Annotated in this window: 18 protein-coding genes and 2 pseudogenes; 10 read left to right on the top strand and 10 right to left on the bottom strand. The window is 72.4% G+C overall.

What is annotated here, in order from left to right; genetic code table 11:
- Window positions 1-3 precede the first annotated feature (3 nt).
- Window positions 4-1041 carry a sugar-binding transcriptional regulator gene (locus tag ACZ8ZB_RS23805; RefSeq protein WP_470739678.1) on the bottom strand — a complete coding sequence of 346 codons (1038 nt, stop codon included), beginning with the start codon at window positions 1039-1041 and terminating at the stop codon, window positions 4-6.
- A 224-nt stretch (window positions 1042-1265) separates the two neighbouring features.
- Between ACZ8ZB_RS23805 and ACZ8ZB_RS23800 the strand changes: the two genes are divergently transcribed.
- Window positions 1266-1823 carry a glycoside hydrolase family 25 protein gene (locus tag ACZ8ZB_RS23800; protein ID WP_470739677.1) on the top strand — a complete coding sequence of 186 codons (558 nt, stop codon included), beginning with the start codon at window positions 1266-1268 and terminating at the stop codon, window positions 1821-1823.
- Between the two features lie 69 nt (window positions 1824-1892).
- Here ACZ8ZB_RS23800 and ACZ8ZB_RS23795 read toward each other — a convergent pair whose 3' ends face one another.
- The 7 genes from ACZ8ZB_RS23795 to ACZ8ZB_RS23765 all read right to left on the bottom strand — a co-directional run bounded on the left by ACZ8ZB_RS23795 (window position 1893) and on the right by ACZ8ZB_RS23765 (window position 7951).
- Window positions 1893-2738: an endo alpha-1,4 polygalactosaminidase gene (locus tag ACZ8ZB_RS23795; RefSeq protein WP_470739676.1), complete on the bottom strand. Its 846-nt coding sequence runs from the start codon at window positions 2736-2738 to the stop codon at window positions 1893-1895.
- Window positions 2739-2991: 253 nt separating this feature from the next.
- Window positions 2992-3204 carry an EF-hand domain-containing protein gene (locus ACZ8ZB_RS23790; protein ID WP_470739675.1) on the bottom strand — a complete coding sequence of 71 codons (213 nt, stop codon included), beginning with the start codon at window positions 3202-3204 and terminating at the stop codon, window positions 2992-2994.
- Window positions 3205-3355: 151 nt separating this feature from the next.
- Window positions 3356-3859, bottom strand: a complete 504-nt coding sequence (locus tag ACZ8ZB_RS23785) for an ATP-binding protein (protein WP_470739674.1) — start codon at window positions 3857-3859, stop codon at window positions 3356-3358.
- 273 nt (window positions 3860-4132) lie between these two features.
- Window positions 4133-4900: an enoyl-CoA hydratase/isomerase family protein gene (locus ACZ8ZB_RS23780; protein ID WP_470739673.1), complete on the bottom strand. Its 768-nt coding sequence runs from the start codon at window positions 4898-4900 to the stop codon at window positions 4133-4135.
- Window positions 4901-4909: 9 nt separating this feature from the next.
- Entirely contained in the window at window positions 4910-5101 is a 192-nt protein-coding gene (locus ACZ8ZB_RS23775; RefSeq protein ID WP_470739672.1) for a hypothetical protein, read from the bottom strand.
- 220 nt (window positions 5102-5321) lie between these two features.
- Window positions 5322-6566: a L,D-transpeptidase gene (locus tag ACZ8ZB_RS23770; RefSeq protein WP_470739671.1), complete on the bottom strand. Its 1245-nt coding sequence runs from the start codon at window positions 6564-6566 to the stop codon at window positions 5322-5324.
- A gap of 149 nt (window positions 6567-6715) precedes the next feature.
- Window positions 6716-7951, bottom strand: coding sequence for a L,D-transpeptidase (locus ACZ8ZB_RS23765; RefSeq protein WP_470739670.1), 1236 nt, complete (start codon window positions 7949-7951; stop codon window positions 6716-6718).
- Between the two features lie 188 nt (window positions 7952-8139).
- Here ACZ8ZB_RS23765 and glgX point away from each other — a divergent pair, with 188 nt between their 5' ends.
- Window positions 8140-10401 (top strand): glycogen debranching protein GlgX, encoded by a 2262-nt coding sequence (gene glgX, locus ACZ8ZB_RS23760; RefSeq protein WP_470739669.1) that lies wholly within the window; start codon window positions 8140-8142, stop codon window positions 10399-10401.
- 63 nt (window positions 10402-10464) lie between these two features.
- Here the strand turns inward: glgX and ACZ8ZB_RS23755 are convergent.
- Window positions 10465-10701: pseudogene (locus tag ACZ8ZB_RS23755) on the bottom strand (ATP-binding cassette domain-containing protein); the annotation flags it as partial.
- A 148-nt stretch (window positions 10702-10849) separates the two neighbouring features.
- Between ACZ8ZB_RS23755 and ACZ8ZB_RS23750 the strand changes: the two are divergent.
- The 6 genes and pseudogenes from ACZ8ZB_RS23750 to ACZ8ZB_RS23725 all read left to right on the top strand — a co-directional run bounded on the left by ACZ8ZB_RS23750 (window position 10850) and on the right by ACZ8ZB_RS23725 (window position 18349).
- Window positions 10850-12724, top strand: a complete 1875-nt coding sequence (locus tag ACZ8ZB_RS23750; RefSeq protein WP_470739668.1) for an ABC transporter ATP-binding protein — start codon at window positions 10850-10852, stop codon at window positions 12722-12724.
- The gene (locus ACZ8ZB_RS23745; RefSeq protein ID WP_470739667.1) at window positions 12721-14571 is read left to right on the top strand and encodes an ABC transporter ATP-binding protein; all 1851 of its coding nucleotides are present in this window, start codon (window positions 12721-12723) and stop codon (window positions 14569-14571) included. Before ACZ8ZB_RS23750 ends, ACZ8ZB_RS23745 begins: the two co-directional genes overlap by 4 nt.
- Before the next feature lie 29 nt (window positions 14572-14600).
- The gene (locus tag ACZ8ZB_RS23740) at window positions 14601-14795 is read left to right on the top strand and encodes a hypothetical protein (protein WP_470739666.1); all 195 of its coding nucleotides are present in this window, start codon (window positions 14601-14603) and stop codon (window positions 14793-14795) included.
- Between the two features lie 246 nt (window positions 14796-15041).
- Window positions 15042-17087 carry a M4 family metallopeptidase gene (locus ACZ8ZB_RS23735; RefSeq protein ID WP_470739665.1) on the top strand — a complete coding sequence of 682 codons (2046 nt, stop codon included), beginning with the start codon at window positions 15042-15044 and terminating at the stop codon, window positions 17085-17087.
- Window positions 17088-17352: 265 nt separating this feature from the next.
- Window positions 17353-17754, top strand: a pseudogene (locus tag ACZ8ZB_RS23730) (M4 family metallopeptidase); the annotation flags it as partial.
- 73 nt (window positions 17755-17827) lie between these two features.
- The gene (locus tag ACZ8ZB_RS23725) at window positions 17828-18349 is read left to right on the top strand and encodes a DUF1990 family protein (protein ID WP_470739664.1); all 522 of its coding nucleotides are present in this window, start codon (window positions 17828-17830) and stop codon (window positions 18347-18349) included.
- A gap of 243 nt (window positions 18350-18592) precedes the next feature.
- Here ACZ8ZB_RS23725 and ACZ8ZB_RS23720 read toward each other — a convergent pair whose 3' ends face one another.
- On the bottom strand, window positions 18593-21211 hold the full coding sequence (locus ACZ8ZB_RS23720) for a glycosyltransferase family 1 protein (RefSeq protein WP_470739663.1): 2619 nt from the start codon (window positions 21209-21211) through the stop codon (window positions 18593-18595).
- A gap of 815 nt (window positions 21212-22026) precedes the next feature.
- On the opposite strand from ACZ8ZB_RS23720, the gene ACZ8ZB_RS23715 reads away from it, so the two are divergent.
- Together ACZ8ZB_RS23715 and treS are read left to right on the top strand one after the other, a co-directional pair.
- Window positions 22027-24207 (top strand): alpha-1,4-glucan--maltose-1-phosphate maltosyltransferase, encoded by a 2181-nt coding sequence (locus ACZ8ZB_RS23715; RefSeq protein ID WP_470739662.1) that lies wholly within the window; start codon window positions 22027-22029, stop codon window positions 24205-24207.
- Window positions 24204-25904 carry a maltose alpha-D-glucosyltransferase gene (treS, locus tag ACZ8ZB_RS23710; protein WP_470739661.1) on the top strand — a complete coding sequence of 567 codons (1701 nt, stop codon included), beginning with the start codon at window positions 24204-24206 and terminating at the stop codon, window positions 25902-25904. Before ACZ8ZB_RS23715 ends, treS begins: the two co-directional genes overlap by 4 nt.
- Window positions 25905-25996 lie beyond the last annotated feature (92 nt).

The raw sequence follows: 25996 nt of genomic DNA, 5'->3' as shown, positions 1-25996 counted from the left end.
TCCTCATTCGGTGGATCGGGACGACGGCGCGGTCCGTGCCGGGTCGTCCAGGTCGTCGTGCCAGAGGAGGCGGCGCGCGGTCGTGGCGTCCGTGACGACTCCGGTGAGCAGTCCGGACCTCAGCACGGCGCGGACCGCCCCGGTGCCGCGGCCACCGGCCGTGACGCCGATCAGCTCCGTGACGCCCCGGAGCTCCGCGGCGCTGACGGCGATCGTGCGGGCGTTCAGCTCGGTGGGGATCACCCGGCCCTCGGCGTCCAGGACGTGGCCGGCCACCTCGGCGCATGCTCCCGCCTCCCGGAGCGTCTCCCGCTCCCGCTCGGACAGGGCGTCGTACACCGTGGAGTGCGGGGCGTCCCACGCCGCGACGCCGACGACGGCCTTGGTGACCAGGCCGAACCGGTCCAGCGTCTCGGCGGTGGCGGGCTGGCTGCGCAGGACGGCGGCCGTCACGGCGTCGGGCAGGAGGAACGGGGTGTGGAGCGGGAACGCCCTGCCGCCGCCCGCCGCGGCCGTACGGCGGACCGCGGCGATCGCGGCGTCATGGGCGAGGTCCCGCCCGTGCACCCCGGTCAGCTGGACCACGTCGCACAGCGGCAGCCGGACGACCGCCTCGCTGAGCGCGTCCACCACGTGACTGCCGTCCAGCCCGAGGACGTCGCCCTCCTCGGCGATCTCCGAGATCAGCCGGGCCGCCGCCGTACCGAGCCAGCGGCCGCTCTGCCGCTGGTCCGCCGGCGCCGTCGTGCCGCCGTCGCCGCGGCCCAGGTCGACGACGATCCCGTGCCGGAGTCCGAACCGTTCGGTCAGCGCCCGTCCGAGGGGGACGTCGATCTCGGCCGGGACGGTGATGTCGATCCGTACGATGTCGTGGGCCACGGCCGCGTCGAGGAGGCGGGCCACCTTGAACCGGCTGATGCCGAACTCCTTGGCGATCTCCACCTTCGACCGCTGCTCCAGGTAGAAGCGCCGGGCGACGGCGGCGGCGAGGAGCGTGTCGATCGGTGCGGGTAACGTCACCGCCTCAGCCGATTCGGCCATCTCGTCTCTCCGCGCTCTCATCGGGCGTCGACTCACGCCCCTTCTCCGGCTAGTTCATCTGTGCGAAGTGAGCGGAACATGACGGAGAAACGACATCGGAGTGACACCGGAGACGTCAGTGACCCCCGGGGCCGGACTTTCCCCGTCCCGTACGGGTCGCCCGTGCCGGGACGGGGAAGAAATCATCCCGACTCCCCTCCCCCACCGGCACCTCAGGGAGCCCCATGCTGCGCGGCATCGACGTGAGTTCGTACCAGTCGTCCTCGTACGGCACCGACGGTCTGTCCTTCGTCTTCGTCAAGGCGACGGAGGGCCGTTCGTACACCAACCCCAAGCTCTCGGCCCAGACGGAGAGGGCCCGCGACGCCGGCCTGGTCGTCGGCTTCTACCACTTCCTCTGGCCGGGCGACCTCACCGCCCAGGCGGAGTACTTCGTGCGCAAGGCCCCGGAGAAGCGGGGCGACGTCCTCGCGGTCGACTGGGAGACGACGGGCGAGGGAACGCATGCGAGCAACGCGGAGAAGGACCGCTTCATCAAGAAGGTGAAGGAGCTGCGGCCGCACAACAGGGTGATCCTGTACTGCAATCGGAACTTCTGGCTGAACGTCGACACGACGTCCTACGCGGGCGACGGCCTCTGGATCGCCGACTACGTCACCGCCGGGAAACCCCGCATCCGGGCGAAGTGGCGCTTCCACCAGTACACCGACGACCCGCTGGACAGGAACGTCGCGGACTTCTCCAGCAGGTCGGCGCTGAAGGAGTGGGCCGAGGGCGCCTAGGACGCACGGCAGGGGCCGGTCCCCCGGGGAGACGCCCGTCGCGTCGCCGTCCGCGCCGGCGCGGTCCTGTCATCCGTCCTCGCAGGTCTCCCGCAGGTAGCCGGGGCTTCCCTTCGTCACGAGGTCCATGTCACGGCGCACGACGCCGATGTCGTCGCCCCAGCCGTCACAGGCCCTTCGCAGCCCCCGCTCGCTGTACTCGACGACCAGGACGTGGGGGCCGAACGCGCTGACGTAGTCGTCGCACTCCTCGTACGCCCCGCACTCCTCCACCACGGCGAAGTCGAGGCCCACCTCCTTGCGTTCCGGGGCCAGCTCGGCGGTGTTCTTCTGGCCGATGGCCAGACCCCTGTCGTGCGCGTGCGAGGAGAGCAGCGCGAGGAAGGCCTTCGCGTCGTCCGCGCTCAGCAGGTCGCCGGGGGCCCGCGTGTAGCTGTCGTAGTTGTCGGGCTCGACGGCCTGGAACCCCTTGGACGCGCACTGGTCGATCCAGTCGTTCACCTTCCCGGCGATCCGGCCGCGCTTGGCGGCGGTGCCGATGTCGAGCATCGCCTCGCCCCACTCCTCGTCCATGACCACGTCGCCGGCGTCGTCGCGCAGCAGGAGGTCGGGGTCCCAGTCCTCCTCCTTCCCGGGCTGGGCCTGGAAGGCGTTGACGTAGCAGATGGTGTAGACGCCGGGCGCCGGGGACGCCGTGTGGTCGCGGACGACGACGTCCACCCCGTCCGGGGGCGCGTAGGCGCCGCCGAGCTGGTAGTCGAATCCGGCGCGCACGGGCGGCAGGACGGGCTTGTCCGCGCCCCGGTCGTCGCCGGGGGCGCCGCTCGTACAGGCCGTGACCAGGAAGGGGAGAAGGGCGGCCGACACCGCGAGCAGCGCCGGGAAGCGGCGGGCGGGGGGCCGGTTGGTGCGCATGGCTGATGGGCTCCGTGGGGGAAGGCGTCCGCCCCGGACGGGGCGGCGGAACGGCGACTCGGTGCGGGCCCGCGACGGCGGAGCGGCTCCACCGGCCGGGCGTGCCCGGGGCCCGAAGGCGCGACTTCGGCCCGAGGTCCCGTACGCCTGTGTGCCGCGCCGGTCCCCCTCCCGGGGGTCGATGTCCACTTCGGTTCCCTCCGGGAACCACCGTGATCGACACCGCCCCCGGGGCGGGCGAGCCGTTCCGGACCTACTTGTTCAAGTGGATCCAGAACTCGTCGAAGGACAGGAGCTTGTCGCCGTTCAGGTCCCGGGACTTGATCAGGGCCTCGGCGACCGACTCGGTGACGTTCCAGTCACCGCCCTGCGCCAGGGCGGCCTTGAACTCGGCGGCGGTGATGACCCCGTCCCCGTCCGTGTCGATCCGCTCGAACTGCTTGCGCGCTTCCTCGATGTCCGCCACCGGTCCGCCCCTCGTCTCGTACTTTGCCGTCTTGCTGACGCAGGTCAGATTATCGGGCCTCCCGAGCCTCCGGTGCGGCGACCACCCGTCGGCGGGCCTTCCCGTGGGGGGAGACCCGGGGAGCGCGGGTGGTGACACACCGCGGGAGCCTTCAGCGGTCCATCACGCGGATCTCGAACCAGGTGGTCTTGCCCCGGGGCAGCAGGTCGACGCCCCAGCGGTCGGCGAGCTTGTCGACGAGGAAGAGGCCCCGGCCGCTGATGTCCATGTCCTGGACCGGCATGAGACAGGGCAGTCCGCGGGACGGGTCGCGGACCTCGATCCGGATCCAGCCGCGCCGGTGCCGCATGCGGAGGCCGAAGGCCCGCGCGCCGGTGTGCCGCACGGCGTTGCCGACCAGTTCGGAGACGAGCAGGACGGCGTCCTCGGCGGTCCTGGCGGTGAGGCCCCACTCCCGCAGGACGACCACCTGGACGATCCGGCGGGCGGTGGCGGCGGACTCGGGCCGGGACGGCAGCGGAACTTCCGCCTCCGTCGGATTGCCGAACAACTCCAGCGCCTTCAGGGCGCGTTCGTCCTCGACCGTCGGCGACCAGCGCGGCACTGCCGTACGCCGGTCTCCCCGCGGCTGTTCCATGCCCTCCAGCCCCGCCATGCCCTCATCATGGCCGTCCGGGGAGTCCCCGGGGGCCGTTCCGGGGGAATGCGCCCCCCGTGCACCCCCACCCGACAAGAGCTCGGTGGCTTGTGCCAGTGACACATCGAATCCCTTGGGAGCCCTTCCGACCTGGGGAAACGGCTCGCTCTCGGGCAATTGACGGGCTCCCTCGACATAAACGACTCAGGGGTGCACCAAGGCACCCACAATCCGCCCCATCGAGGGACCCCGATCAGTCGTCGCGTCAATGGCAAGGCACCGGGCGGGCTTTCACCGGAACTTCGCCTTGCCCGGCCCCTCCTCCACGAAGCTGCGCATTCCCCGCTCGCGGTCCTCGGTGGCGAAAAGACCCGCGAACCAGTTCCGTTCGACGGCGAGGCCGGTGTCGATGTCCGTCTCGAGACCGGTGTCGACCGACTCCTTCGCCGCGCGCAGCGCGATCGCCGGCCCCTGCGCCAGCTTCGCCGCCCACGCGTGCGCCTGCGCGTGGACCTCGCCGGCGGGCACCACCCGGTCCACCAGGCCGAGCGCCAGCGCCTCGTCGGCCCGCACCTGGCGCCCCGTGAAGATGAGGTCCTTGGCCTTGGAGGGCCCGATCAGCCGGGACAGCCGCTGGGTGCCGCCCGCGCCCGGGATCAGACCGAGCAGGATCTCGGGCTGGCCCAGCTTGGCGTTCTCCCCGGCGATCCGGTAGTCGGCGCAGAGCGCCAGCTCGCACCCGCCGCCGAGCGCGTAGCCGGTGACGGCGGCCACCACCGGCTTGGGGATGCGGGCCACGGCCGTGAAGGAGTCCTGGAGGGCCTTGGAGCGCAGGACCATCGCCGTGTGGTCCATGGCCTGCATCTCCTTGATGTCCGCGCCCGCCGCGAACACCTTCTCCCCGCCGTGGATCACCACGGCGCGCACGTCCTCGCGCCGCGTGACCTCCTCGGCGAGCTCCTTCAACCGGTCCTGCGTGGCGACGTCCAGCGCGTTCATGGGCGGCCGGTCCAGCCGCAGCGTGCCGACGCCTTCGGCGACTTCCAGATGTACGGTCATGCCCGCAGGTTAGCGGTCGTTCACACCCGGGGGTACCACGGCCCACCCGACCGCCCTCTCACCGCACGCGGACCCGTGTCGGCGCAGGGCTTCGACGACGCGTCGGCGCAGCGTCCCGTCCGGGGTGACGGCCTGCCGGACGGCCATGACCGTGACGTCGACCAGTTGGCCGAAGGCGCCGAACACGAGGTCGGCCGCCATGAGCACGGGGCCGTCACCGCGGCGGGGCCGTGCAGCGCGGGCACGCACAGCAGCACGCCGTCGCCCCGTACGGCAGCCCGCGGCGCTCCGGCGGGAAACCGGTCAGGCGCCGGGGCGGGCGTCCCGGTACGTCCCCGCGCCCCGGACGGGGCACGCGGGTGAACGGCAGCGGCCCCGGTGCGGTACTCCGCACCGGGGCCGGACACGTCACGCGCGGGGGCTACGCCTTCCACTTCTCCCAGGACATGTTCCAGCCGTTGAGGCCGTTGTCCGGGGCGACGGTCGCGTCGTTGGAGTTCTTGACGATCACGACGTCGCCGATCATGGAGTTGTCGAAGAACCAGGCGCCCGGGGCCTTCTTGTCCCAGCCGCCGCGCACGTCGCGCAGGCCGATGCAGCCGTGGCTGGCGTTGTAGTTGCCGAAGGCGTCGCCGCCCCAGTAGTTGCCGTGCAGGAAGGTGCCCGAGGTGGTCAGGCGCATGGCGTGGGGGACGTCCTTGATGTCGTACTCGCCGCCGTAGCCGACCGTCTCGCCGTTCATCCGGGTGACCTTCAGCCGCTCGCTGATGACCATCTGGCCGTTCCAGGTCTCCATGCCGGCCGCGCCGGTGGTGACCGGGATGGTCTTGACGACCTTGCCGTCCCGCTCGACCTTCATCGTGAGCTTCTTGGCGTCGACGACGGAGACCTGCTTGCGGCCGATGGTGAAGGAGATCTTCTTGGACTGCTCGCCGTAGACGCCGTCGCGGCCCTCGACGCCGTCGAGGTTGAGGTCGACGGTGACCTTGGTGCCGGCCTTCCAGTACTTCTCGGGGCGGAAGTCGAGGCGGTCGTTGCCGAACCAGTGGCCCTCGACCTCGACGGCCGGCTCGGTGGTGATGCGGATGGCCTTCTCGACGTCCTCGGGGTTGGTGATGCCCCGGGTGAAGCGCAGCGAGAACGGCATGCCCACGCCCACCGTGGAGCCGTCCTCGGGGGTGAAGGTGCCGACGAAGGTGTTCTTCGGGGTCAGCGTGGTGAAGCTGGAGTCCTCGGCGGCGGTGCGGCCCTCGGAGTCCTTGGCGACCGCGTGCACCGTGTACTTGGTGGAGGCGGCCAGGTGGGTGGACGGCGTCCAGGTGGCGCCGTCGCCGGATATCTCGCCCTCGACCTCGTCGCCGTCCGGGTTCTTGACGACGACCTCGGTGAGCTTGCCCTTGCTCGCGCTCACCTTCAGCGCGCCGCTGGTCTCGACGGACTTCGCGCCGTCCTCGGGCGCGATGCCGACCACGGCCTCGGACTGCTTGTTCTGCGCGGCGGTGGAGTCCTTGCCCTTGCCGTCGCCCGGGCCGGCCCCCGGCTCCGAGCCCCCGCTGCCGCAGGCGGTCACCGCCAGCATCACGCCGAGCGCCAGCGCCGCCAGCTTCCTTCCGCCCCGCCCCCGTGCGCCACCCGGCGCCGACCCCGGTATGGGTCCCACGTTCACTTGTTTCTCCCCTCGGCGGGTCCGGTCCCTGCCGGGCCCGCGCCCCCGCGCGCCCCTCGCGCGCTCGGGCATAGTAACCACAGGCCAGAGGGGTGCGGGGCGACGGGTTTGTCACCGTTCCGTTCCAAGTTCAACGGACCCGCCGGGAGTCACTTCACCGCGCCGCCCGCCTTCCACTCCTTCCAGTTCATGTTCCAGCCACCGAGGCCGTTGTCCGGGGCGACCTCCCGGTCCTTGCTGTTGACGACCTCGACGACGTCGCCGACGAGGCTGCGGTCGAAGAACCAGCCCGCCGGGGTGTCCGCCCCGCCGCCCTTCACGTCGCGCAGGCCGACGCAGCCGTGGCTGACGTTGGAGTCGCCGAAGACGTCGGCGTCGGCCCAGTAGTTGCCGTGCAGGAAGGTGCCGGAGCTGGTCAGGCGGATGGCGTGCGGGACGTCGGGGATGTCGTACTCGCCCTTGCCGTCGTCGTCGGTGAAGCCGACCGTCGCGCCGTTCATGCGGGTGACCTCGAGCATCTCGGTGATCACCATCTTGCCGTTGTACGTGGGCGTCTTCCGCGCCCCCGCCGTGATCGGCACGGTGGCCAGCAGCTCCCCGTCGCGCCGCACCCGCATGGTGTGCGCGGCGGCGTCGACCACCGAGACCTGGCTGCGGCCGACGGTGAAGGTGAAGGTGCGGCGCTGGAGGCCGTAGACGCCCGGCGCCCCCTCGACGTCGCGCAGGTTCAGGTCGACGGTGACCTCGGTGCCGGGCTTCCAGTACTCCTCGGGGCGGAAGTCCAGCCGGGAGTCGCCGAACCAGTGCGGGCGGATCTCGACGGCCGGGCGGGCGGTGACGCGGACGGCGCGTTCGACGGCCGCACGGTGGACGATCTTCCGGTTGAACTCCAGGGAGACGATCATGCCGGTGCCGACGGTGGAGCGGTGCTCCGGGGCGACGTAGCCGATGAAGCGTTCCTCCGGGACCCGGGTGGTGAAGGTGGTGTGCCGGGCGGAGCGGCGGCCGTCGCCGTCCACGGCCACCGCGTCGACGGTGTACTCGGCGGCCAGCGCGAGCCGCTCGTCGTCGGGCTTCCAGGTCAGTCCGTCGCCGGAGATCCGCCCGGGGACCGGCGACCGCCGCGCGTCCTGCTCCACGACCACCTTCACCGACTCCAGCCGCCCGTCCGGCACGCGCACCCGCAGCGCCGCACCGGGGCGTACGTCCTTGCTGCCGTCGTCGGGCGACACGCGGATGACGTCCTCGGCGGCCGGGGGCCCGAACGCCCCGCCGACGGTGCCGTCCGCGGTGCAGCCGGCGGCTCCGGTCAGCAGTCCTGCCCATGTCACTACGGTGGCCAGCGCGGCCCTCGCGCGCCGTGCGCGCCCTTGTACGTACCTCACGCGGTGCCCAACGACGGGTCTCGTCTCCGGGAAACGACCATGCCGCCCTCCGGGGAAACGTGAGTGCGAGGCACCCTCTGGGCAGAACCTTGGGAGGACGACGCGCCGGGGAGCCGCGGCCGGGCCGATGAACGGGCCGCGCACCCCCTGTCCGCCGCCGTCCCCCACGAGCCGCGGGAGGCTGACAGGTGTCCAGCGCAGCCGAGCAGGAGGCGGTGGCCGCGGAGCGGGCCACCGGGGACGGGCGCCCGGCGGCCGTCGTGAACGGCGCGCGGCCTGCGCCGCCCGTGCCCACGGTGCCGGTGCGGCCGGGCCGGCCGACGCCGCTGGGCGCCCGGTTCCGGGTCGGCCCGGACGGGGTGGCGGGGACCAACTTCGCCCTGTGGGCGGGCGGGGCTGAGGGGGTCGAGCTGTGCCTGTTCGACGAGCGGGGCGGGGAGAGCAGGGCCCGGCTCACCGAGCTGACGCACGGGATCTGGCACGGCTTCGTGCCGGGTGTGCTGCCCGGCCGGCGCTACGGCTACCGGGTGCACGGCCGCTGGGACCCGTGGACCGGCGCCCGCTGGAACCCGGCGAAGCTGCTGCTCGATCCGTACGCCCGCGCGGTGGACGGGGACTTCCGGCTGCCGCCCGAGGTGTACGGGCACGTGCGCGACTGGCCGGAGCAGCACGTCGCGGACACCGTGCGCGACGACCGGGACTCCGCGCCGTACGTCCCCAAGGGGGTGGTCGTCCACGACGGCGGACCCGACGACGAATGGACGTACGACCGCCGGCCGAAGACGCCGTGGGCGGACTCGGTGATCTACGAGCTGCACGTCAAGGGCTTCACCCAGCGGCACCCGGGCGTCCCCGAGGAGCTGCGCGGCACCTACGCCGGCCTCGCCCACCCCGCCGCGATCGAGCACCTGGTGAGACTGGGCGTCACGGCGGTGGAGCTGCTGCCGGTGCACCAGTTCGCGCACGAGGACCACCTGCTGCGGCGGGGACTGCGCAACTACTGGGGCTACAACTCCATCGGCTACTTCGCGCCGCACGCGGGGTACGCGGCGTCCGGGACGAGGGGGCAGCAGGTCGGCGAGTTCAAGCGGATGGTGCGCGCCCTGCACGCGGCCGGCATCGAGGTGATCCTCGACGTGGTCTACAACCACACCGCGGAGGCGGGCGAGCTGGGCCCCACGCTCTCCCTGAAGGGCGTCGACAACCGCGGCTACTACCGCCTCCAGCCGGACGCCCGCCGGTACGCCGACTACACCGGCTGCGGCAACACCCTGCACGTCGTCCAGCCGCACGTCCTGCGCCTGATCACCGACTCCCTGCGCTACTGGGTGACGGAGATGGGCGTGGACGGCTTCCGCTTCGACCTGGCGGCGGCGCTGGCCCGCTCGATGCACGACGTCGACATGTTCTCCCCGTTCCTCGCGGTGATCGCGCAGGATCCGGTGCTGCGCCGGGTGAAACTGATCGCCGAACCGTGGGACGTGGGCTCCGGGGGCTACCAGGTGGGCGCGTTCCCGCCCCTGTGGACGGAGTGGAACGACCGCTACCGCGACACCGTGCGGGACTTCTGGCGGCACGCGCTGCCGGACGTGCGGGAGATGGGCTACCGGCTGTCCGGCTCCAGCGACCTGTACGCCTGGGGCGGGCGGCGGCCGTACGCCTCGGTCAACTTCGTCACCGCGCACGACGGTTTCACCCTGCGCGACCTGGTGTCGTACGGGCGCAAGCACAACGAGGCGAACGGCGAGGGCAACCGGGACGGCACGGACGACAACCGGTCCTGGAACTGCGGTGCGGAGGGGGAGACGGAGGACGAGGAGGTACGGGCCCTGCGGCGGCGGCAGCTGCGGAACCTGCTGACCACGCTGCTGCTGTCGACGGGCGTGCCGATGCTGGTCGCGGGCGACGAGATGGGCCGCACCCAGCGCGGCAACAACAACGCCTACTGCCAGGACAACGAGATCGGCTGGGTCGACTGGACGCTCGTGGACGACCCGGACTGGCGGCCCCTGCTGGAGCTGACCTCCCGGCTGATCGCCCTGCGCCACCGGCACCCGGTGCTGCGCCGCCGGGCCTTCTTCTCCGGCCGGGCGCACTCCGCGGACGGGCTGCGCGACCTGGCCTGGTTCACCCCGCGCGGCACGGAGATGACCGAGGACGACTGGTACGCGCCGGCCGCCACGCTCGGCATGTACCTCTCCGGGCGGGACATCCCGGGGCACGACGAGCACGGGGCGCCGGTCCTCGACGACAGCTTCCTGGCCGTCCTGCACGCGGGGCACGATCCGGTGGAGTTCGAGCTGCCGGGGCCGCCGTGGGCGGGACGGTACGAGGTGGTCGTCGACACCGCGCGGGAGGAGCAGGACCGGGCCCCGGCCGTGGAGCACCGCGGGGGGACGCGGATCACGGTGCCGGGCCGGACGGCGCTGCTGCTGCGGGTGCGGACCTGACCGGCGGCGCCCCGGTCGGCCGAGGACGCCCCGGTCGTAGGCGACGGCCACCGCCGCCGGCCACGGGGCGAGGCGGGTGACCCGGACGCGGCCGGCGTCGGGGACGCGCAGGCCCTCGACGCACTCCACGGTGGTGGTCCTGCCTGCGCCGTTCGGGCCGAGGATGCCGAAGGTCCCGCCCTCCTCGAGGGTGCGGGAGACGCCGTCGACGGCCGCACGGCCTCCGTAGGACTTGCGCGGACCGGCGACGTCGGCGACGGACACGGCTCCGGCGTCGCCGCGCGGCGGGCACCGGCACATCGGCCGGTACGCTCGAACGGGCATCGGCCGATCGGTTGATACGGGCGTACGACTTCCCCGTAGGCGCAGGTCGTGGGACCGGCGACGGAGACCGGTCCGGCCAAAACCCGGTGGGCAGGGCCGGCGGCGAACCGTAGGCTCCCTGCTGATGTCCACTCCACCTTCTCCCCCGGAATCCCGCTCCACCGTGCGGACGCTGCTGCGGCTGTGGCCGTTCGTACGGCCCGTGCGGACGCGGTTGTTCAGCGCCGCGTTCATCGCGATCGTCGCCTCCTGCATCGGACTGGTCATCCCGCTCGTCCTGAAGTGGATGGTGGACGGGCCGATCGCCGACCGGGACCCGGCGGGGGTGTGGCTCGGCGCGCTGTACCTGCTGCTGCTCGGACTGGCGGAGGCGCTGCTGTTCGGGTTCCGGCGGTGGCTGGTGGCGCGTCCGCTGTCGCACGTCGAGGCGGAGATGCGGGCGGCTCTGTACCGGCACCTGCAACGGCTGCCGATCGCGTTCCACGACCGGTGGCCGTCGGGTCAGCTGCTGTCGCGGGCCACGACGGATCTGATGCTGCTGCGCATGTTCCTGGCCTTCCCGCTGACGTTCTTGCTGGTCAACGGAGTGACGATCCTCGTCGGCGTGATCATCATGCTGATCCAGGACTGGACGCTGGGGCTGGTGATCCTGGTCCCGGCCGTGCCGGTGCTGATCACCTGCGTGGTGTTCGAGAAGCGGTACTCCGGGGCGGCCCGGCTGGCGCAGGACCAGGTGGGCGATCTGACGACGGTGGTCGAGGAGAGCGTGCTCGGCATCCGGATCGTCAAGGGGTTCGGGCGGCACCGCAGCCAGGCGCGGGCGTTCCGGGAGCTGTCGGGGAAGCTGCGGGGGACGGAGCTGCACAAGGCCCGGCTGCTGGCGACGATCCTGGGCGTCATCGTGACGCTCCCCGAGCTGGCGATCGGGGCGGCGCTGGTGCTGGGGGCCGTGCGGGTGGCGGACGGATCGCTGTCCGCGGGGACGCTGGTGGCGTTCCTGTCCACCGCGCTGGCGCTGCGCTGGCCGGTGGACTCGATCGGCTTCCTGCTGGCGATGAGCCAGGAGGCGGCGACGGCCACGGAACGGTACTTCGAGGTGATGGACGCGGAACCGGAGTCGGGGGTCCGCGGGGGTGGGGTGCGCGGCCCGGCGTTGCGAGACGCCTCCCCCACTCTCGGCTCCGCTCGAGCGGGGGGACCCCCATCGCCCACCCGTGCCGCCCCGGCGGCACGGGTGCCCGCAGCGGCGGAGGGGCTGGTCTTCGAGAGCGTCAGCTTCCGGTATCCCGACGCCCCCTCCGGCTCCCCGCCCGTCCTGGACCGCGTCGACCTCCACATCCGCCCCGGCGAGTCCCTCGCCCTCGTCGGCGCCACCGGAAGCGGCAAGACCACGCTCACCGCCCTCGTGCCGCGCCTGCACGAGGTGACCTCGGGACGGATCACCCTCGACGGGACGGACATCACCGAGATGTCCCGCGAGGAGTTGCGCTCCCGCGTCGCCGTCGCCTTCGAGGAACCCACCCTCTTCTCCGCCAGCGTCGGCGAGAACGTGCTGATGGGCGGCGGAAGCGGCGAGGCGGACCTGGAGCGCGCCCTCGCCGTCGCCCAGGCCGGCTTCGCGCACGCGCTGCCGCAGGGCGTGGACACCCAGGTCGGCGAGCAGGGCCTCAGCCTCTCCGGCGGTCAGCGGCAGCGGCTCGCGCTGGCCAGGGCCGTCGTCGGACGCCCCGACTTCCTGGTCCTCGACGATCCGCTGTCCGCGCTCGACGTGCACACGGAGGCCGCCGTCGAGGCGGCGCTGCGCCGGGTGCTCGCGGACACCACCGCCCTCATCGTGGCCCACCGCCCCTCCACGGTCCTGCTCGCCGACCGCGTCGCCCTGCTCTCCGGCGGCCGGATCACCGCGGTCGGCACCCATCACGAACTGCTGCGCGACAACCCCGAGTACGCGCACCTCATGTCCGGCGCCCCCGCGGGGGAACAGGAGGACGAGCGATGACGGCGGCCACCACCGCACCCGCCCGGGACCAGGACGACGACCGGACCCCGCCGTCCGACGACCCCTTCGACCAGGACCGGCTGCCCGCTCCCCCGGGCGCCACCGGCACACTGCTGCGTTCCCTGCTGTCGCCCCTGCGCGGCAGGGTGGCCGTCACCGCGCTGTTGCTGCTGCTGCAGCAGGCCGCCGTGCAGGCCGGGCCGCTGCTGGTGGCGTACGCCATCGACCGGGCCGTGCCCGCGTTCCGCGACGACGACAACGGGCCGCTGATCGCGGTGGCGGTGGGCTACCTGCTGTGCGCGGGGGCGGCCGGAGCGCTGCAGTACGGGTTCGTCACCGCCTCCGCCCGGGTCAGCCAGGACGTGCTGCTCGACCTGCGCGGCCGCATCTTCCGGCACGCGCAGGCGCTCAGCGTCGACTTCCACGAGCGCTACACCTCGGGCCGCCTCATCTCCCGCTCCACCACCGACGTCGAGTCCCTGCGGGAGCTGCTGGAGGAGGGCCTGCAGGAACTGGTCATGGTCATCCTGTCGGCCGTCTACATCTCGGTGCTGCTGCTCTGGCTGGACCTCGGGCTCGGCGCCGTCGCGGTGGCGTCCTTCGTGCCGCTGTACCTGCTCGTGCGGTCGTACCGGCGGCGGGCGGGGCGGGTGTACCGGAAGCGGTCGACGGCCATCGCGTCGGTGATCGTGAAGTTCGTCGAGACGATGAACGGGATCCGGCCGGTGCGCGCCTTCCGCCGGGAGGCCGCCAACGACGCCGACTTCGCGGTGCTGAACCGGCGGCACGAGCGGACCAACGGCGACGCGCTGCTTGAGATGGCCCGCTACGTCGTCGGCTCCCGGGTCACCGCCAACACCACCGTCGCGCTGATCGTGCTGTGGGGCGCCCACCGGGTCGCGGACGAGTCGCTGGAGCTGGGCGTGCTGGCGGCGGCGGTGCTGTACCTGCGCCGGCTGTACGACCCGATCGACCGGCTCGGCATGTTCCTGAACTCCTACCAGTCGGCGGCGGCCTCGCTGGAGAAGATCGCCGGGCTGCTGGCGCAGGCCCCGTCCGTGCCCGAGCCGTCGGCGCCCCGGGAGCTGCCGGCCCGGCGCCCCGGGCTCCCGGGCCGCGAGGTCGTCTTCGACGACGTCCGGTTCGCGTACCGCACCGGCGGCGAGGTGCTGCCCCGCTTCGGCCTCACCCTCCCGGCCGGGCAGACCGTCGCGGTCGTCGGCTCCACCGGCGCGGGCAAGTCGACCCTGGCGAAGCTGCTCGCCCGCTTCTACGACGCCACCGACGGCCGGGTGCTGCTCGACGGGGTGGACCTGCGCGACCTCGCGGGAGGCGATCTGCGGCGCGAGGTGGTGATGGTGACGCAGGAGGCGTTCCTGTTCTCCGGCACGGTCGCCGAGAACATCTCGATCGGCCGGCCGGACGCCACCCGCGAGGAGATCGAACAGGCGGCGAAGGAGATCGGCGCGCACGACTTCATCGCCGCCCTGCCCGACGGCTACGACACCGACGTGCGCAAGCGGGGCGGCCGCATCTCGGCCGGTCAGCGCCAGCTGGTCTCCTTCGCCCGGGCGTTGCTGGCGGACCCGGCGGTCCTCATCCTGGACGAGGCGACCAGCTCGCTGGACGTCCCCGGTGAGCGGGCGGTGCAGCGGGCGATGGCGACGGTGCTGAAGGGGCGTACGGCGGTGGTGATCGCGCACCGGCTGTCGACGGTGGAGATCGCCGACCGGGTGCTGGTCATGGAGCGCGGACGGATCGTGGAGGACGGCAGTCCGGCCGAACTGACCGCGGGCACGGGCCGGTTCGCCGACCTGCACCGGGCCTGGCGCGACAGTCTGGCGTAGCCGCGACGGCGCACAGGGGGACGAGCGGCGTGGCGGGGCCGTCCGGGGCGGGCAGGACCACGCCGAGCCGGCCGCGCACCGCGCACGACGCCGACCGGGTGGCCGTCACGGAGGGCGGCCGGCTGACCGAACTCGGCTCGTGCGACGCCCTGGTGGCGGCCGGCGGGGCGTACGCGGCGCTGCGGCGCTCCTGGCACGGGGACCGGCCCACGCCCCTCCCGTAACGGTTCGCATATCGAACGTGAACTCCCGGACAACGAACGGTTTCCGGCCAAATTCCTGACGCGCTCCTGACAGAAACCGCGATCCCCTGCCACTCTTCCCACGGCCGCTCCACAGCAACCCCACAGCGTCACCCGACAGTTGTCCGGCGGCCACGACTCACAGCACTTCCGTTCTGCCCGGGCGGCTCACCCGCCGTCCGGTCTCCCCAGGCCGCGCGACCCGCGGCCGCGCAGAAGGAGTCAGCGTTGAGAAGCAGGTCCCACAGACGCACCCCCCACGCCACGCACCGCCGTGCCGCCGCCGTCGCCCTCGCCGGGGTGGCCGCGCTGATCGCCACGGCCGTGCAGTCGGGCACCGCCACCGCCGCTCCGGAGCGGACGCCGGCGGCGGCGAGCGGGGCGAAGCCGGGTTCCGAGTCGGTCAGGCTCACCCCCGCCCAGCGCGCCGAGCTGATCCGCGAGGCGAACGCCACCAAGGCGCAGACCGCGAAGGACCTCGGCCTGGGCGCGAAGGAGAAGCTCGTCGTCCGTGACGTGCTCAAGGACCGCGACGGCACCGTGCACGTCCGCTACGAGCGCACCTACGACGGCCTGCCCGTCCTCGGCGGCGACCTGGTCGTCCAGGGCGACACGGCCGGCGCGGCCGACTCCGCCGTCAAGGCCACCCGGGCCGCGGTGAAGCCCCCGACCACCACCGCCGAGGTGCCGGCCGCGAAGGCCGAGCAGCAGGCCCTGTCCGCCGCGAAGGCCGAGAAGGCCGAGGGCGCCGACGTCGACCGCGCCCCGCGCAAGGTGATCTGGGCCGCCGGGGGCGAGCCGGTCGTGGCGTACGAGACGGTCGTCGGCGGCCTCCAGCACGACGGCACCCCGCAGGAGCTGCACGTCGTCACCGACGCCACCACGGGCGAGAAGCTGTACGAGTGGCAGGCCGTCCAGAACGGGACCGGCCACACCGTCTACAGCGGCACCGTCGACCTGACCACCACCCAGTCCGGGTCGTCGTACAACCTCACCGACGGCGCGCGCGGCAACCACCGCACGTACAACCTGAACCGGGGCACCTCCGGCACCGGCACCCTCTTCTCCGGATCCGACGACGTCTGGGGCAACGGCAGCCCGTCCAACCTGGAGTCGGCCGCCGCCGACGCCCACTACGGGGCCGCGCTGACCTGGGACTACTACAAGAACGTGCACGGCCGCAGCGGCATCCGCGGCGACGGTGTGGGCGCCTACTCCCGGGTCCACTACGGCAACAACTACGTCAACGCCTTCTGGTCCGACAGCTGCTTCTGCATGACCTACGGCGACGGCTCCGGCAACGCCAACCCGCTCACCTCGATCGACGTGGCCGCGCACGAGATGACCCACGGCCTCACCTCGAACACCGCGGGCCTCAACTACAGCGGCGAGTCCGGCGGCCTGAACGAGGCGACCAGCGACATCTTCGGCTCGACCGTCGAGTTCTACGCCGACAACCCCTCCGACGTCGGTGACTACCTCATCGGCGAGGAGATCGACATCAACGGCGACGGCACCCCGCTGCGCCACATGGACAAGCCGAGCAAGGACGGCGCGTCCAAGGACTCCTGGTACTCGGGCATCGGCAACATCGACGTCCACTACTCGTCCGGCCCCGCCAACCACTTCTTCTACCTGCTGAGCGAGGGCAGCGGCACCAAGACCGTCAACGGTGTCACCTACGACTCGCCCACCTCGGACGGCCTCCCGGTCACCGGCATCGGCCGCGGCAAGGCGGAGAAGATCTGGTTCCGCGCGCTGACCACCAAGTTCACCTCCACCACCAACTACGCGGGCGCCCGCACCGGCACCCTGGCGGCGACCGGTGAGCTGTACGGCACGGACGGCGCCGAGTACAAGGCGGTGCAGGACGCGTGGGCGGCCGTCAACGTCGGCTCGCGCTCCGGTGACGGCGGCGGCGGTGGCGGTACGTCCTTCGAGAACACCGCCGACGTGTCGATCCCGGACGCCGGCTCCGCGGTGACCTCCTCGATCACCGTCTCCGGGCGGACGGGCAACGCGCCGTCCAACCTCCAGGTCTCGGTCGACATCGTGCACACCTACAGCGGTGACCTGGTCGTCGACCTGCTGGCCCCGGACGGCACGGTGTACAACCTGCGCAACCGCAGCGGCGGTTCCGCGGACAACATCAACCAGACCTTCACGGTCAACGCCTCCTCCGAGGCCGCCAACGGCACCTGGAGGCTGCGCGTACAGGACCGGGCGCGGTACGACACCGGCTACATCAACGGCTGGAAGCTCACCTTCCCGTAAAGAGCCGTGGTCAGGGCGTCGCCCCGGGTGGTCAGGCACCCCCGGGGCGACGCCTCTTTTCTGCCGAGCCCATACATTCCCCTGGTTGGGCTTCTACCGAGGTCAGGCCGTTTTACGCGCACGCAATGTTCACCTCGGCGACTGTTTTCGGCCAACATCATTCGACCCTCATGACATGTACGTGTCGCCGGTGTCACTCTTCCTTCGCCCGACGCGCCACAGCCCCACCGCACCACCCCGGCCGGCCCCCACCGCCCGGGCCCCCAACATCAACGGCGACGGCACCCCGCTGCGCCACGTGGACAAGCCGAGCAAGGACGGCGCCTCCAAGGACTACTGGTCCTCCGGCCTCGGTTCGGTCGACGTGCACTACTCCTCGGGCCCCGCGAACCACTTCTTCTACCTGCTGGCCGAGGGCAGCGGCTCCAGGACCATCAACGGCGTGACCTACAACTCGCCGACGTACAACGGCTCCACCGTCACCGGCATCGGCCGCGCCAAGGCGCTGCAGATCTGGTACAAGGCGCTGACCACGTACTTCACATCGACGACCAACCACAAGGCGGCCCGTACGGGCGCCCTGAACGCGGCGTCGGCCCTGTACGGCTCCACCAGCACCGAGTACAAGGCGGTCGCGGCGGCCTGGTCCGCGATCAACGTCAGCTGATCCCGTCCCCCTCCCACACCGGGGCCCGGGGGCTTCGGCCCTCCGGCCCCGGGTCCCTCTACTCTTGGGTCCCATGTCTTCGGCGGACTTCACCTACGACCACGTCGGCGGGACCCGTGAGCGGGGCTTCTGTCCTCCCGGCTTCCATCCGATGCACGTGCGCACGCGGCTCGGCGAGGGCGAGGACGTCTTCCGGCAGGCCGCTCGGGCGCTGCTCACCTGGGAGCTGCACCGGGAGCTGGGGGTCGGCGTCGAGACCGCCGCCGACCGCGCGGCCCCGGACGTCGACGTCACCATCACCCTCGCCGGGGTGGTGAAGGCGCCCTGCCGTGTGGTCTGGACGGTGGAGGAGCACCGCAGGGCCGGCTGGGCGTACGGGACCCTGGCCGGACACCCCGAGTGCGGCGAGGAGTCGTTCGTCGTGGACCGCACCGGCGACGGGACGGTGTGGCTGACGGTGGAGGCGTTCAGCAGGCCGGCCCGCTGGTACTCCCGCGCGGGCGGCCCGGCCACCCGCGCGATGCAGCACGCGTACGCCCGCCGCTGCGGCAAGGTCCTCCGCCGGCTGGCCACGAGCGGCATCGAGGAGGACTGACCACACAGCCCCCGCAGCCTGCGGGGCAGCCGCGCCTCCCCCGGCGCCTCGAGGGCCTGGGAGGTGCCCCCGGGGCGGCACGGATGGGCGCTGGGGTCCCCCTCCGGGCAGACACCCTCCGGCAGGCCGCGCCGCCGCCCCGGCAGGCGGCGCCCCGGCCGGTCGCCCCCCGCCACCCCGTCACCCCCGCTCCTCGAACGCCGGAGGGGCTGAGCGGGGCCGGACGGGCTGCCACCGCCTCGCCTACCTCATCAGCAGCCCCGCCGCTTCCACCACGTCCTCCGACGGCACCGCGATCAGCCCCATTTCCGCCCCGGACGCCAGTAGCCGGTGCCCGGGCAGGATCCGCACCGTGTACCCGAAGGGCCCCGTCCGGTCCAGGGCCAGCGGCCCCTCGTACACCCACCGCCCCTCCGGGTCCGGCGCTCCCGCCGGCTTCAGCGGCACCGCCGTCGCGTCGGTGATCCGGTCCTCCCCGTCCACCCGCCCGGACACCGCCTGCACCTCGACGTCCTCCGGTTTCAGACCGCCCAGCCCCACCCGCACCCGCAGCCCGAGCGTGGTGCCGAACTCCGCGGTGGCCCCCGTCACGGACGTCTCGACGTGATCGACGGTCACCCCGTGCCACGCCGCACGCACCCGCGCCTTCCACGCGGCGAGGGAGCGCGCGGAGTCCGGGTCCATCGCACGGTGCGCGTGCGCGGCGGGCGCGTACAGCCGCTCCACGTACTCCCGGACCATCCGCCCGGCCAGCACCTTCGGCCCGAGCAGGCTCAGCGTCCGCCGCACCATCTCGATCCACCGGTCCGGCAGTCCGTCACGCCCCCGGTCGTAGAAACACGGAGTGATCCGCTGCTCCAGCAGGTCGTACAGCGCCGCGGCCTCTATGGCGTCGCGCCGGTCCGGGTCGGTGCCCACGCCGTCCGCCGTGGGGACGGCCCAGCCGAAGTCGGGCTGGAACCACTCGTCCCACCAGCCGTCGAGGACGGACAGGTTGAGGCAGCCGTTGAGCGCGGCCTTCATCCCGCTGGTGCCGCACGCCTCCAGCGGCCTGAGCGGGTTGTTCAGCCAGATGTCGCAGCCGGGGTAGAGCTTCTGCGCCATCCCCATGCCGTAGTCGGGCAGGAACACGATCCGGTGCCGTACGCGCGGGTCGTCGGCGAACCGGACCAGCTCCTGGATGAGCCGCTTGCCGCCGTCGTCCGCCGGGTGCGCCTTGCCCGCGACCACGATCTGCACCGGCCGCTCGGGGTGCAGCAGCAGGTCCGTCAGCCGGTCCCGGTCGCGCAGCATCAGCGTCAGCCGCTTGTACGACGGGACGCGCCGGGCGAATCCGATGGTCAGCACGTCCGGGTCGAGCACCCCGTCGATCCAGCCCAGCTCGGCCGTGCCGGCGCCGCGCTGCCGCCAGGAGGCGCGCAGCCGCTCGCGCACCTCGAGGACCAGCAGCTCGCGCAGGGACCGGCGCAGCTCCCAGATGTCCCGGTCGGCGATGTCCGCGACGGAGTCCCAGCGGTCGGAGTCGCCGACGCTCAGCGCCTCCTCGGTGCGCTGGGCGCCGATCTGCCGGGCGCCGAGCCGGAACACCTCGGGGGCGACCCAGGTGGGCGCGTGCACCCCGTTGGTGACGGAGGTGATGGGCACCTCCTCCGGGTCGAAGCCCGGCCAGAGCCCGGCGAACATCTCGCGGCTGACGTGGCCGTGCAGCAGGGAGACGCCGTTGGCGCGCTGGGCCAGGCGCAGGCCCATGACGGCCATGTTGAACAGGCCGGGCTCGCCGCCGGGGTAGCTCTCCGTGCCCAGCCGGAGGATGCGGTCGACCTCCATGCCGGGCAGTTCGGCGTGCGGGCCGAAGTGCCGGGCGACCAGTTCGCGGTCGAAGCGGTCGATGCCGGCCGGGACGGGGGTGTGCGTGGTGAACACGGTCCCCGCGCGCACCGCCTCGAGGGCCGCGTCGAAGTCCAGTCCCCCGGCGCGCAGTTCGGCGATGCGCTCCAGGCCGAGGAAGCCGGCGTGGCCCTCGTTGGTGTGGAACACCTCGGGTGCGGCGTGCCCGGTCAGCTCGCAGTACGCGCGGACCGCGCGGACCCCTCCTATGCCGAGCAGCATCTCCTGGAGCAGCCGGTGCTCGCTGCCGCCGCCGTAGAGCCGGTCGGTCACCCCGCGTTCGCCGGGGTCGTTCTCCTCGACGTCGGAGTCCAGCAGGAGCAGCGGGATCCTGCCCACCCGGGCCAGCCAGATCCGGGCCCGCAGCAAGCGGTCCCCGGGCAGGGCGAGGGTGACCCGGGCGGGGGTGCCGTCGGGCTGCCTGAGCTGGTCGAGGGGCAGCTCGTGGGGGTCGAGCACGGGGTAGTGCTCCTGCTGCCAGCCGTCCCGGGACAGGGACTGCCGGAAGTAGCCGTGGCGGTAGAGCAGGCCGACGCCGATGAGGGGGACGCCGAGGTCGCTGGCGGCCTTGAGGTGGTCGCCGGCGAGGATGCCGAGTCCCCCGGAGTACTGCGGCAGGGCGGCCGTGATGCCGAACTCCGGGGAGAAGTAGGCGACGGCGGCGGGCAGCCGGTCGGTCTGCGCCTGGTACCAGCGGTCGCCGGTCAGGTAGGCGTCCAGATCACCGGCGGCCGCGTCGAGGCGGTCCAGGAAGTCGCGGTCGCCGGCCAGCTCGGCGAGCCGCTCGGTCGCCACGCCGCCGAGCAGCCGTACGGGGTCGCAGCCGGCGGCGGCCCACCGCTCGGGGTCGACGGAGCGGAACAGGTCGCGGGTCCCGGCGTGCCAGGACCAGCGCAGGTTGCGGGCCAGATCGCTCAGGGGCCGGAGGGGTTCGGGGAGCACGGGTCGGACGGTGAATCGACGGATCGCCTTCACAAGCCACCTCGGCGGGTTCGTGAGAGACGCGGTGTGCGTCCGGGCATCGTTGCCGACAGTACCGGCGCGGACACGCGCCGCGCGGGAAGCCGGGAAACACGGGTACCTCCGTACCCCCGGTCAAACGATTCACCTCGGGACGGGTATGGCCGATTCCGCCCGGGGGACGTTCTCGACCGCGCTTCGCCGTCCCGCCGGACGCCTCCCCTCCGGCGCGCCGGCGGCCCGTGCCGCGCTCCCGCCGGGCGTGAGACGGACCGGCTCGGCCGGACGGCAGGACAAGAAACCGGCCTTTTCCTCCCCCGGTTCCGCCCCCGCTCCGTTCGCCCCGGGGCCCCGGTCACCCCGGCCTCCGCCGCGGGCGGCGCCGTGCGGGTCACCTCCCCGGGTGCGCCGACGGCGTCCCCGCACGCGGCGGGCGCGGCGGCGCCGTATCGGCCCAAAACCGGCGGGCGATCCCGGCGCGGAGGGCGAACGCGCTGGTCAAGAGGGTGACGAACGGAAAGGCGAGGGAGCGCGGGACCGGTTCGCCGAACCGGGCGCTCCGGGTTCCGGGCCCGTGGCGGGGTGCCGCCACGGCACCCCGCCGGGAGCGCCGTCGGCCGTGGGAGCGGGCCCACCACGGGCCGGACCCGCCCTGTGCGGACGAGGCCGGTCTTGTGTGTCGACATACGCGCGAGTAGTTAACAAAGTGCCGGGTTGTCCACCCGAACAGTGTGGGAAGGCTCCTGCGGGTACCCCCTCAGCAGCACCACGCAGGACCCCACCTCCCCACAGTCATCCGCCCACCCACGTTGACGCGGACAGGAGCGGTCATGCCCGCCAAGCACCACTCGTCATCCCCTCCGACACCAGGCGCCCGGACCCCCGTGGAGCGCGGCGCCGGATCCTCCCCGGTCCGCCCGGCCGAGACCGGCCCCCCGCCGTCCCCCTCCGTGACGCCGGTCCCCGCGCGCCCGTCCACGGGCCCCGCGACCGCCGTGGGACGCATCCCCGTCCTCGACGTCCGGCCGATGGTCCAGCAGGGACGCCGGCCGGCCAAGGCCGTGACCGGGGAGTCGTTCGAGGTCACGGCGACCGTGTTCCGCGAGGGGCACGACGCGGTGGCCGCCGATGTGGTGCTGAGGGATCCCGAGGGGCGTCGGGGGCCGTTCACGCCGATGCGGGAGCTCGCGCCCGGCACGGACAGGTGGGGGGCGACCGTCACCGCCGGGGAGCCGGGGCTGTGGACGTACGCCGTGGAGGCGTGGGGCGATCCGGTCACCACCTGGCGGCACCATGCGGGGATCAAGATCCCGGCGGGCATGGACACCGAGGTCGTCCTGGAGGAGGGCGCCCGGCTGCACGAGCGGGCGGCGGCCCAGGTGCCCGACTCCGGATCCAGGGGCGTCCTGCTCGCCGCCGTGGACGCCCTGCGCGACGAGGGCCGTCCGGCCGCGTCCCGGCTGGCGGCGGCGTTGACGCCGGAGGTGGATGCGGTGCTTTCCCGGCATCCGCTGCGGGAGCTGGTCACCAGCAGCGACCCGCTGCCGCTGCTGGTGGAACGCGAGCGGGCCCTGTACGGCGCCTGGTACGAGTTCTTCCCCCGCTCCGAGGGCACCCCCTCCCGCCCGCACGGCACCTTCGACACCGCCGCCCGCCGCCTGCCCGCGATCGCCGCGATGGGCTTCGACGTCGTCTACCTCCCGCCCATCCACCCCATCGGCACCACCCACCGCAAGGGCCCCAACAACACCCTCGACGCCGGCCCCGGCGACGTCGGCGTGCCCTGGGCCATCGGCTCCCCCGAGGGCGGCCACGACGCCGTCCACCCCGACCTGGGCACCCTGGAGGACTTCACCCGCTTCGTCGCCCGGGCCGGCGACCTCGGCCTGGAGGTGGCCCTCGACTTCGCCCTGCAGTGCTCCCCCGACCACCCCTGGGTCCACAAACACCCCGAGTGGTTCCACCACCGCCCCGACGGCTCCATCGCCCACGCCGAGAACCCGCCCAAGAAGTACCAGGACATCTACCCCATCGCCTTCGACGCCGACTTCGAGGGCCTGGTCGCCGAGACGTGCCGCATCCTGCGGCACTGGACGGCCACCGGGGTGCGGATCTTCCGGGTCGACAACCCGCACACCAAACCCGTGCTCTTCTGGGAACGGGTGATCGGCGAGATCAACGCCACCGACCCCGACGTGATCTTCCTGGCGGAGGCCTTCACCCGCCCCGCGATGATGCACACCCTGGCCCAGATCGGCTTCCAGCAGTCCTACACCTACTTCACCTGGCGCACCACCAAGCGGGAACTGACCGAGTACCTGACCGAACTGACCGGGGAGGCCGCCTCCTACATGCGGCCCAACCTCTTCCCCAACACCCCCGACATCCTGCACGCCTACCTCCAGCACGGCGGCCGGCCCGCCTTCGAGGTCCGCGCCGTCCTGGCCGCCACCCTCTCCCCCGCCTGGGGCATCTACAGCGGCTACGAACTGTGCGAGAACACCCCCCTGCGCGAGGGAAGCGAGGAGTACCTCGACAGCGAGAAGTACCAGCTCACACCCCGCGACTGGCAGACCGCCGAACACCAGGGCCGCACCATCACCCCCCTGATCACCAAGCTCAACACCATCCGGCGCGAGAACCCGGCCCTGCAACAGCTGCGCGACCTCCACTTCCACCACGCCGACAAGGAGGAGGTCATCGCCTACTCGAAGCGGCGGGGTTCGAACACGGTTCTGGTGGTCGCCAACCTCGACCCCCACCACACCCAGGAGGCCACGGTCTCGTTGGACATGCCGCGACTCGGCCTGGACTGGCACGAGTCGGCACCGGTGCGCGACGAGCTCACCGGCGAGACCTACCACTGGGGCAGGGCCAACTACGTGCGCCTGGGTCCGGGGGGAGCGCATGTGCTCGTCGTCGGCCGGGCATCCGGGAGCGAGCCCCCGGGTGAGCACAGCCGCGTCCTGCGACCGTCCAGCCCGTCGATCGGAGGGGCACCCACAGCATGATCGTCAACGAACCCGTCCCGGACACCTTCGAGGACACCCCCGCCAAGGACCGGGACCCCGACTGGTTCAAACGAGCCGTCTTCTACGAGGTCCTCGTCCGCTCCTTCCAGGACAGCAACGGTGACGGCATCGGCGACCTGAAGGGCCTCACCGCCAAACTGGACTACCTGCAATGGCTGGGCGTCGACTGCCTCTGGCTGCCGCCCTTCTTCAAGTCGCCCCTGCGCGACGGCGGTTACGACGTCGCCGACTACACCGCCGTCCTCCCCGACTTCGGCGACCTCGCCGACTTCGTGGAGTTCGTCGACGCGGCGCACCAGCGCGGGATGCGCGTGATCATCGACTTCGTCATGAACCACACCAGCGACCAGCACCCGTGGTTCCAGGAGTCGAGGAAGGACCCCGACGGCCCCTACGGCGACTACTACGTGTGGGCGGACGACGACAAGCAGTTCCAGGACGCGCGGATCATCTTCGTCGACACCGAGGCCTCCAACTGGACGTACGACCCGGTGCGCAAGCAGTACTACTGGCACCGCTTCTTCTCCCACCAGCCGGACCTCAACTACGAGAACCCGGCGGTCCAGGAGGAGATGATCTCCGCGCTGAAGTTCTGGCTGGACCTGGGGATCGACGGCTTCCGCCTCGACGCGGTGCCGTACCTGTACCAGCAGGAGGGCACCAACTGCGAGAACCTCCCGGAGACGCACGCGTTCCTGAAGCGGGTGCGCAAGGAGATCGACACGCAGTACCCCGACACCGTGCTGCTGGCCGAGGCCAACCAGTGGCCGGAGGACGTCGTCGACTACTTCGGCGACTACGCCGCCGGCGGCGACGAGTGCCACATGGCGTTCCACTTCCCCGTCATGCCGCGCATCTTCATGGCCGTGCGCCGCGAGTCGCGCTACCCCGTCTCCGAGATCCTCGCCAAGACACCGGCCATCCCCTCGGGCTGCCAGTGGGGCATCTTCCTGCGCAACCACGACGAGCTGACCCTGGAGATGGTCACCGACGAGGAACGCGACTACATGTGGGCGGAGTACGCCAAGGACCCCCGCATGCGCGCCAACATCGGCATCCGCCGCCGGCTCGCCCCCCTGCTGGACAACGACCGCAACCAGATCGAACTCTTCACCGCCCTGCTGCTCTCCCTGCCCGGCAGCCCGATCATCTACTACGGCGACGAGATCGGCATGGGCGACAACATCTGGCTCGGCGACCGCGACGCCGTCCGCACCCCGATGCAGTGGACCCCCGACCGCAACGCCGGATTCTCCTCCTCCGATCCCGGCCGGCTGTTCCTGCCGACCATCATGGACCCCGTCTACGGCTACCAGGTCACCAACGTCGAGGCCTCCATGGCCTCCCCCTCCTCACTGCTGCACTGGACCCGCCGGATGATCGAGATCCGCAAACAGAACCCGGCCTTCGGCCTCGGCTCCTACACCGAGCTGCCCTCCTCCAACCCGGCCGTCCTCGCCTTCCTGCGCGAATACGAGGACGACCTGGTGCTCTGCGTGAACAACTTCTCCCGCTTCGCCCAGCCCACCGAGCTCGACCTCAGCGCCTTCGAGGGACGCCACCCGGTCGAACTGTTCGGCGGGGTGCGCTTCCCGGCCGTCGGCGAACTGCCCTACCTGCTGACCCTCGGGGGCCACGGCTTCTACTGGTTCCGGCTCCGCAAGGACGCCGTGTAGAACCCGGGGCGGGGCGGTTTCCACCGCTCCGCCCGGGGCACGCATGAGTAACACCCCGCCCACCGGCGGCACCCCCGTGGGCGCGCCGAAAG

Source organism: Streptomyces sp. 12E (assembly GCF_055633275.1).
Note: the sequence above shows the minus strand (reverse complement) of the source record. Positions and strands in the feature narration are given on the sequence as shown.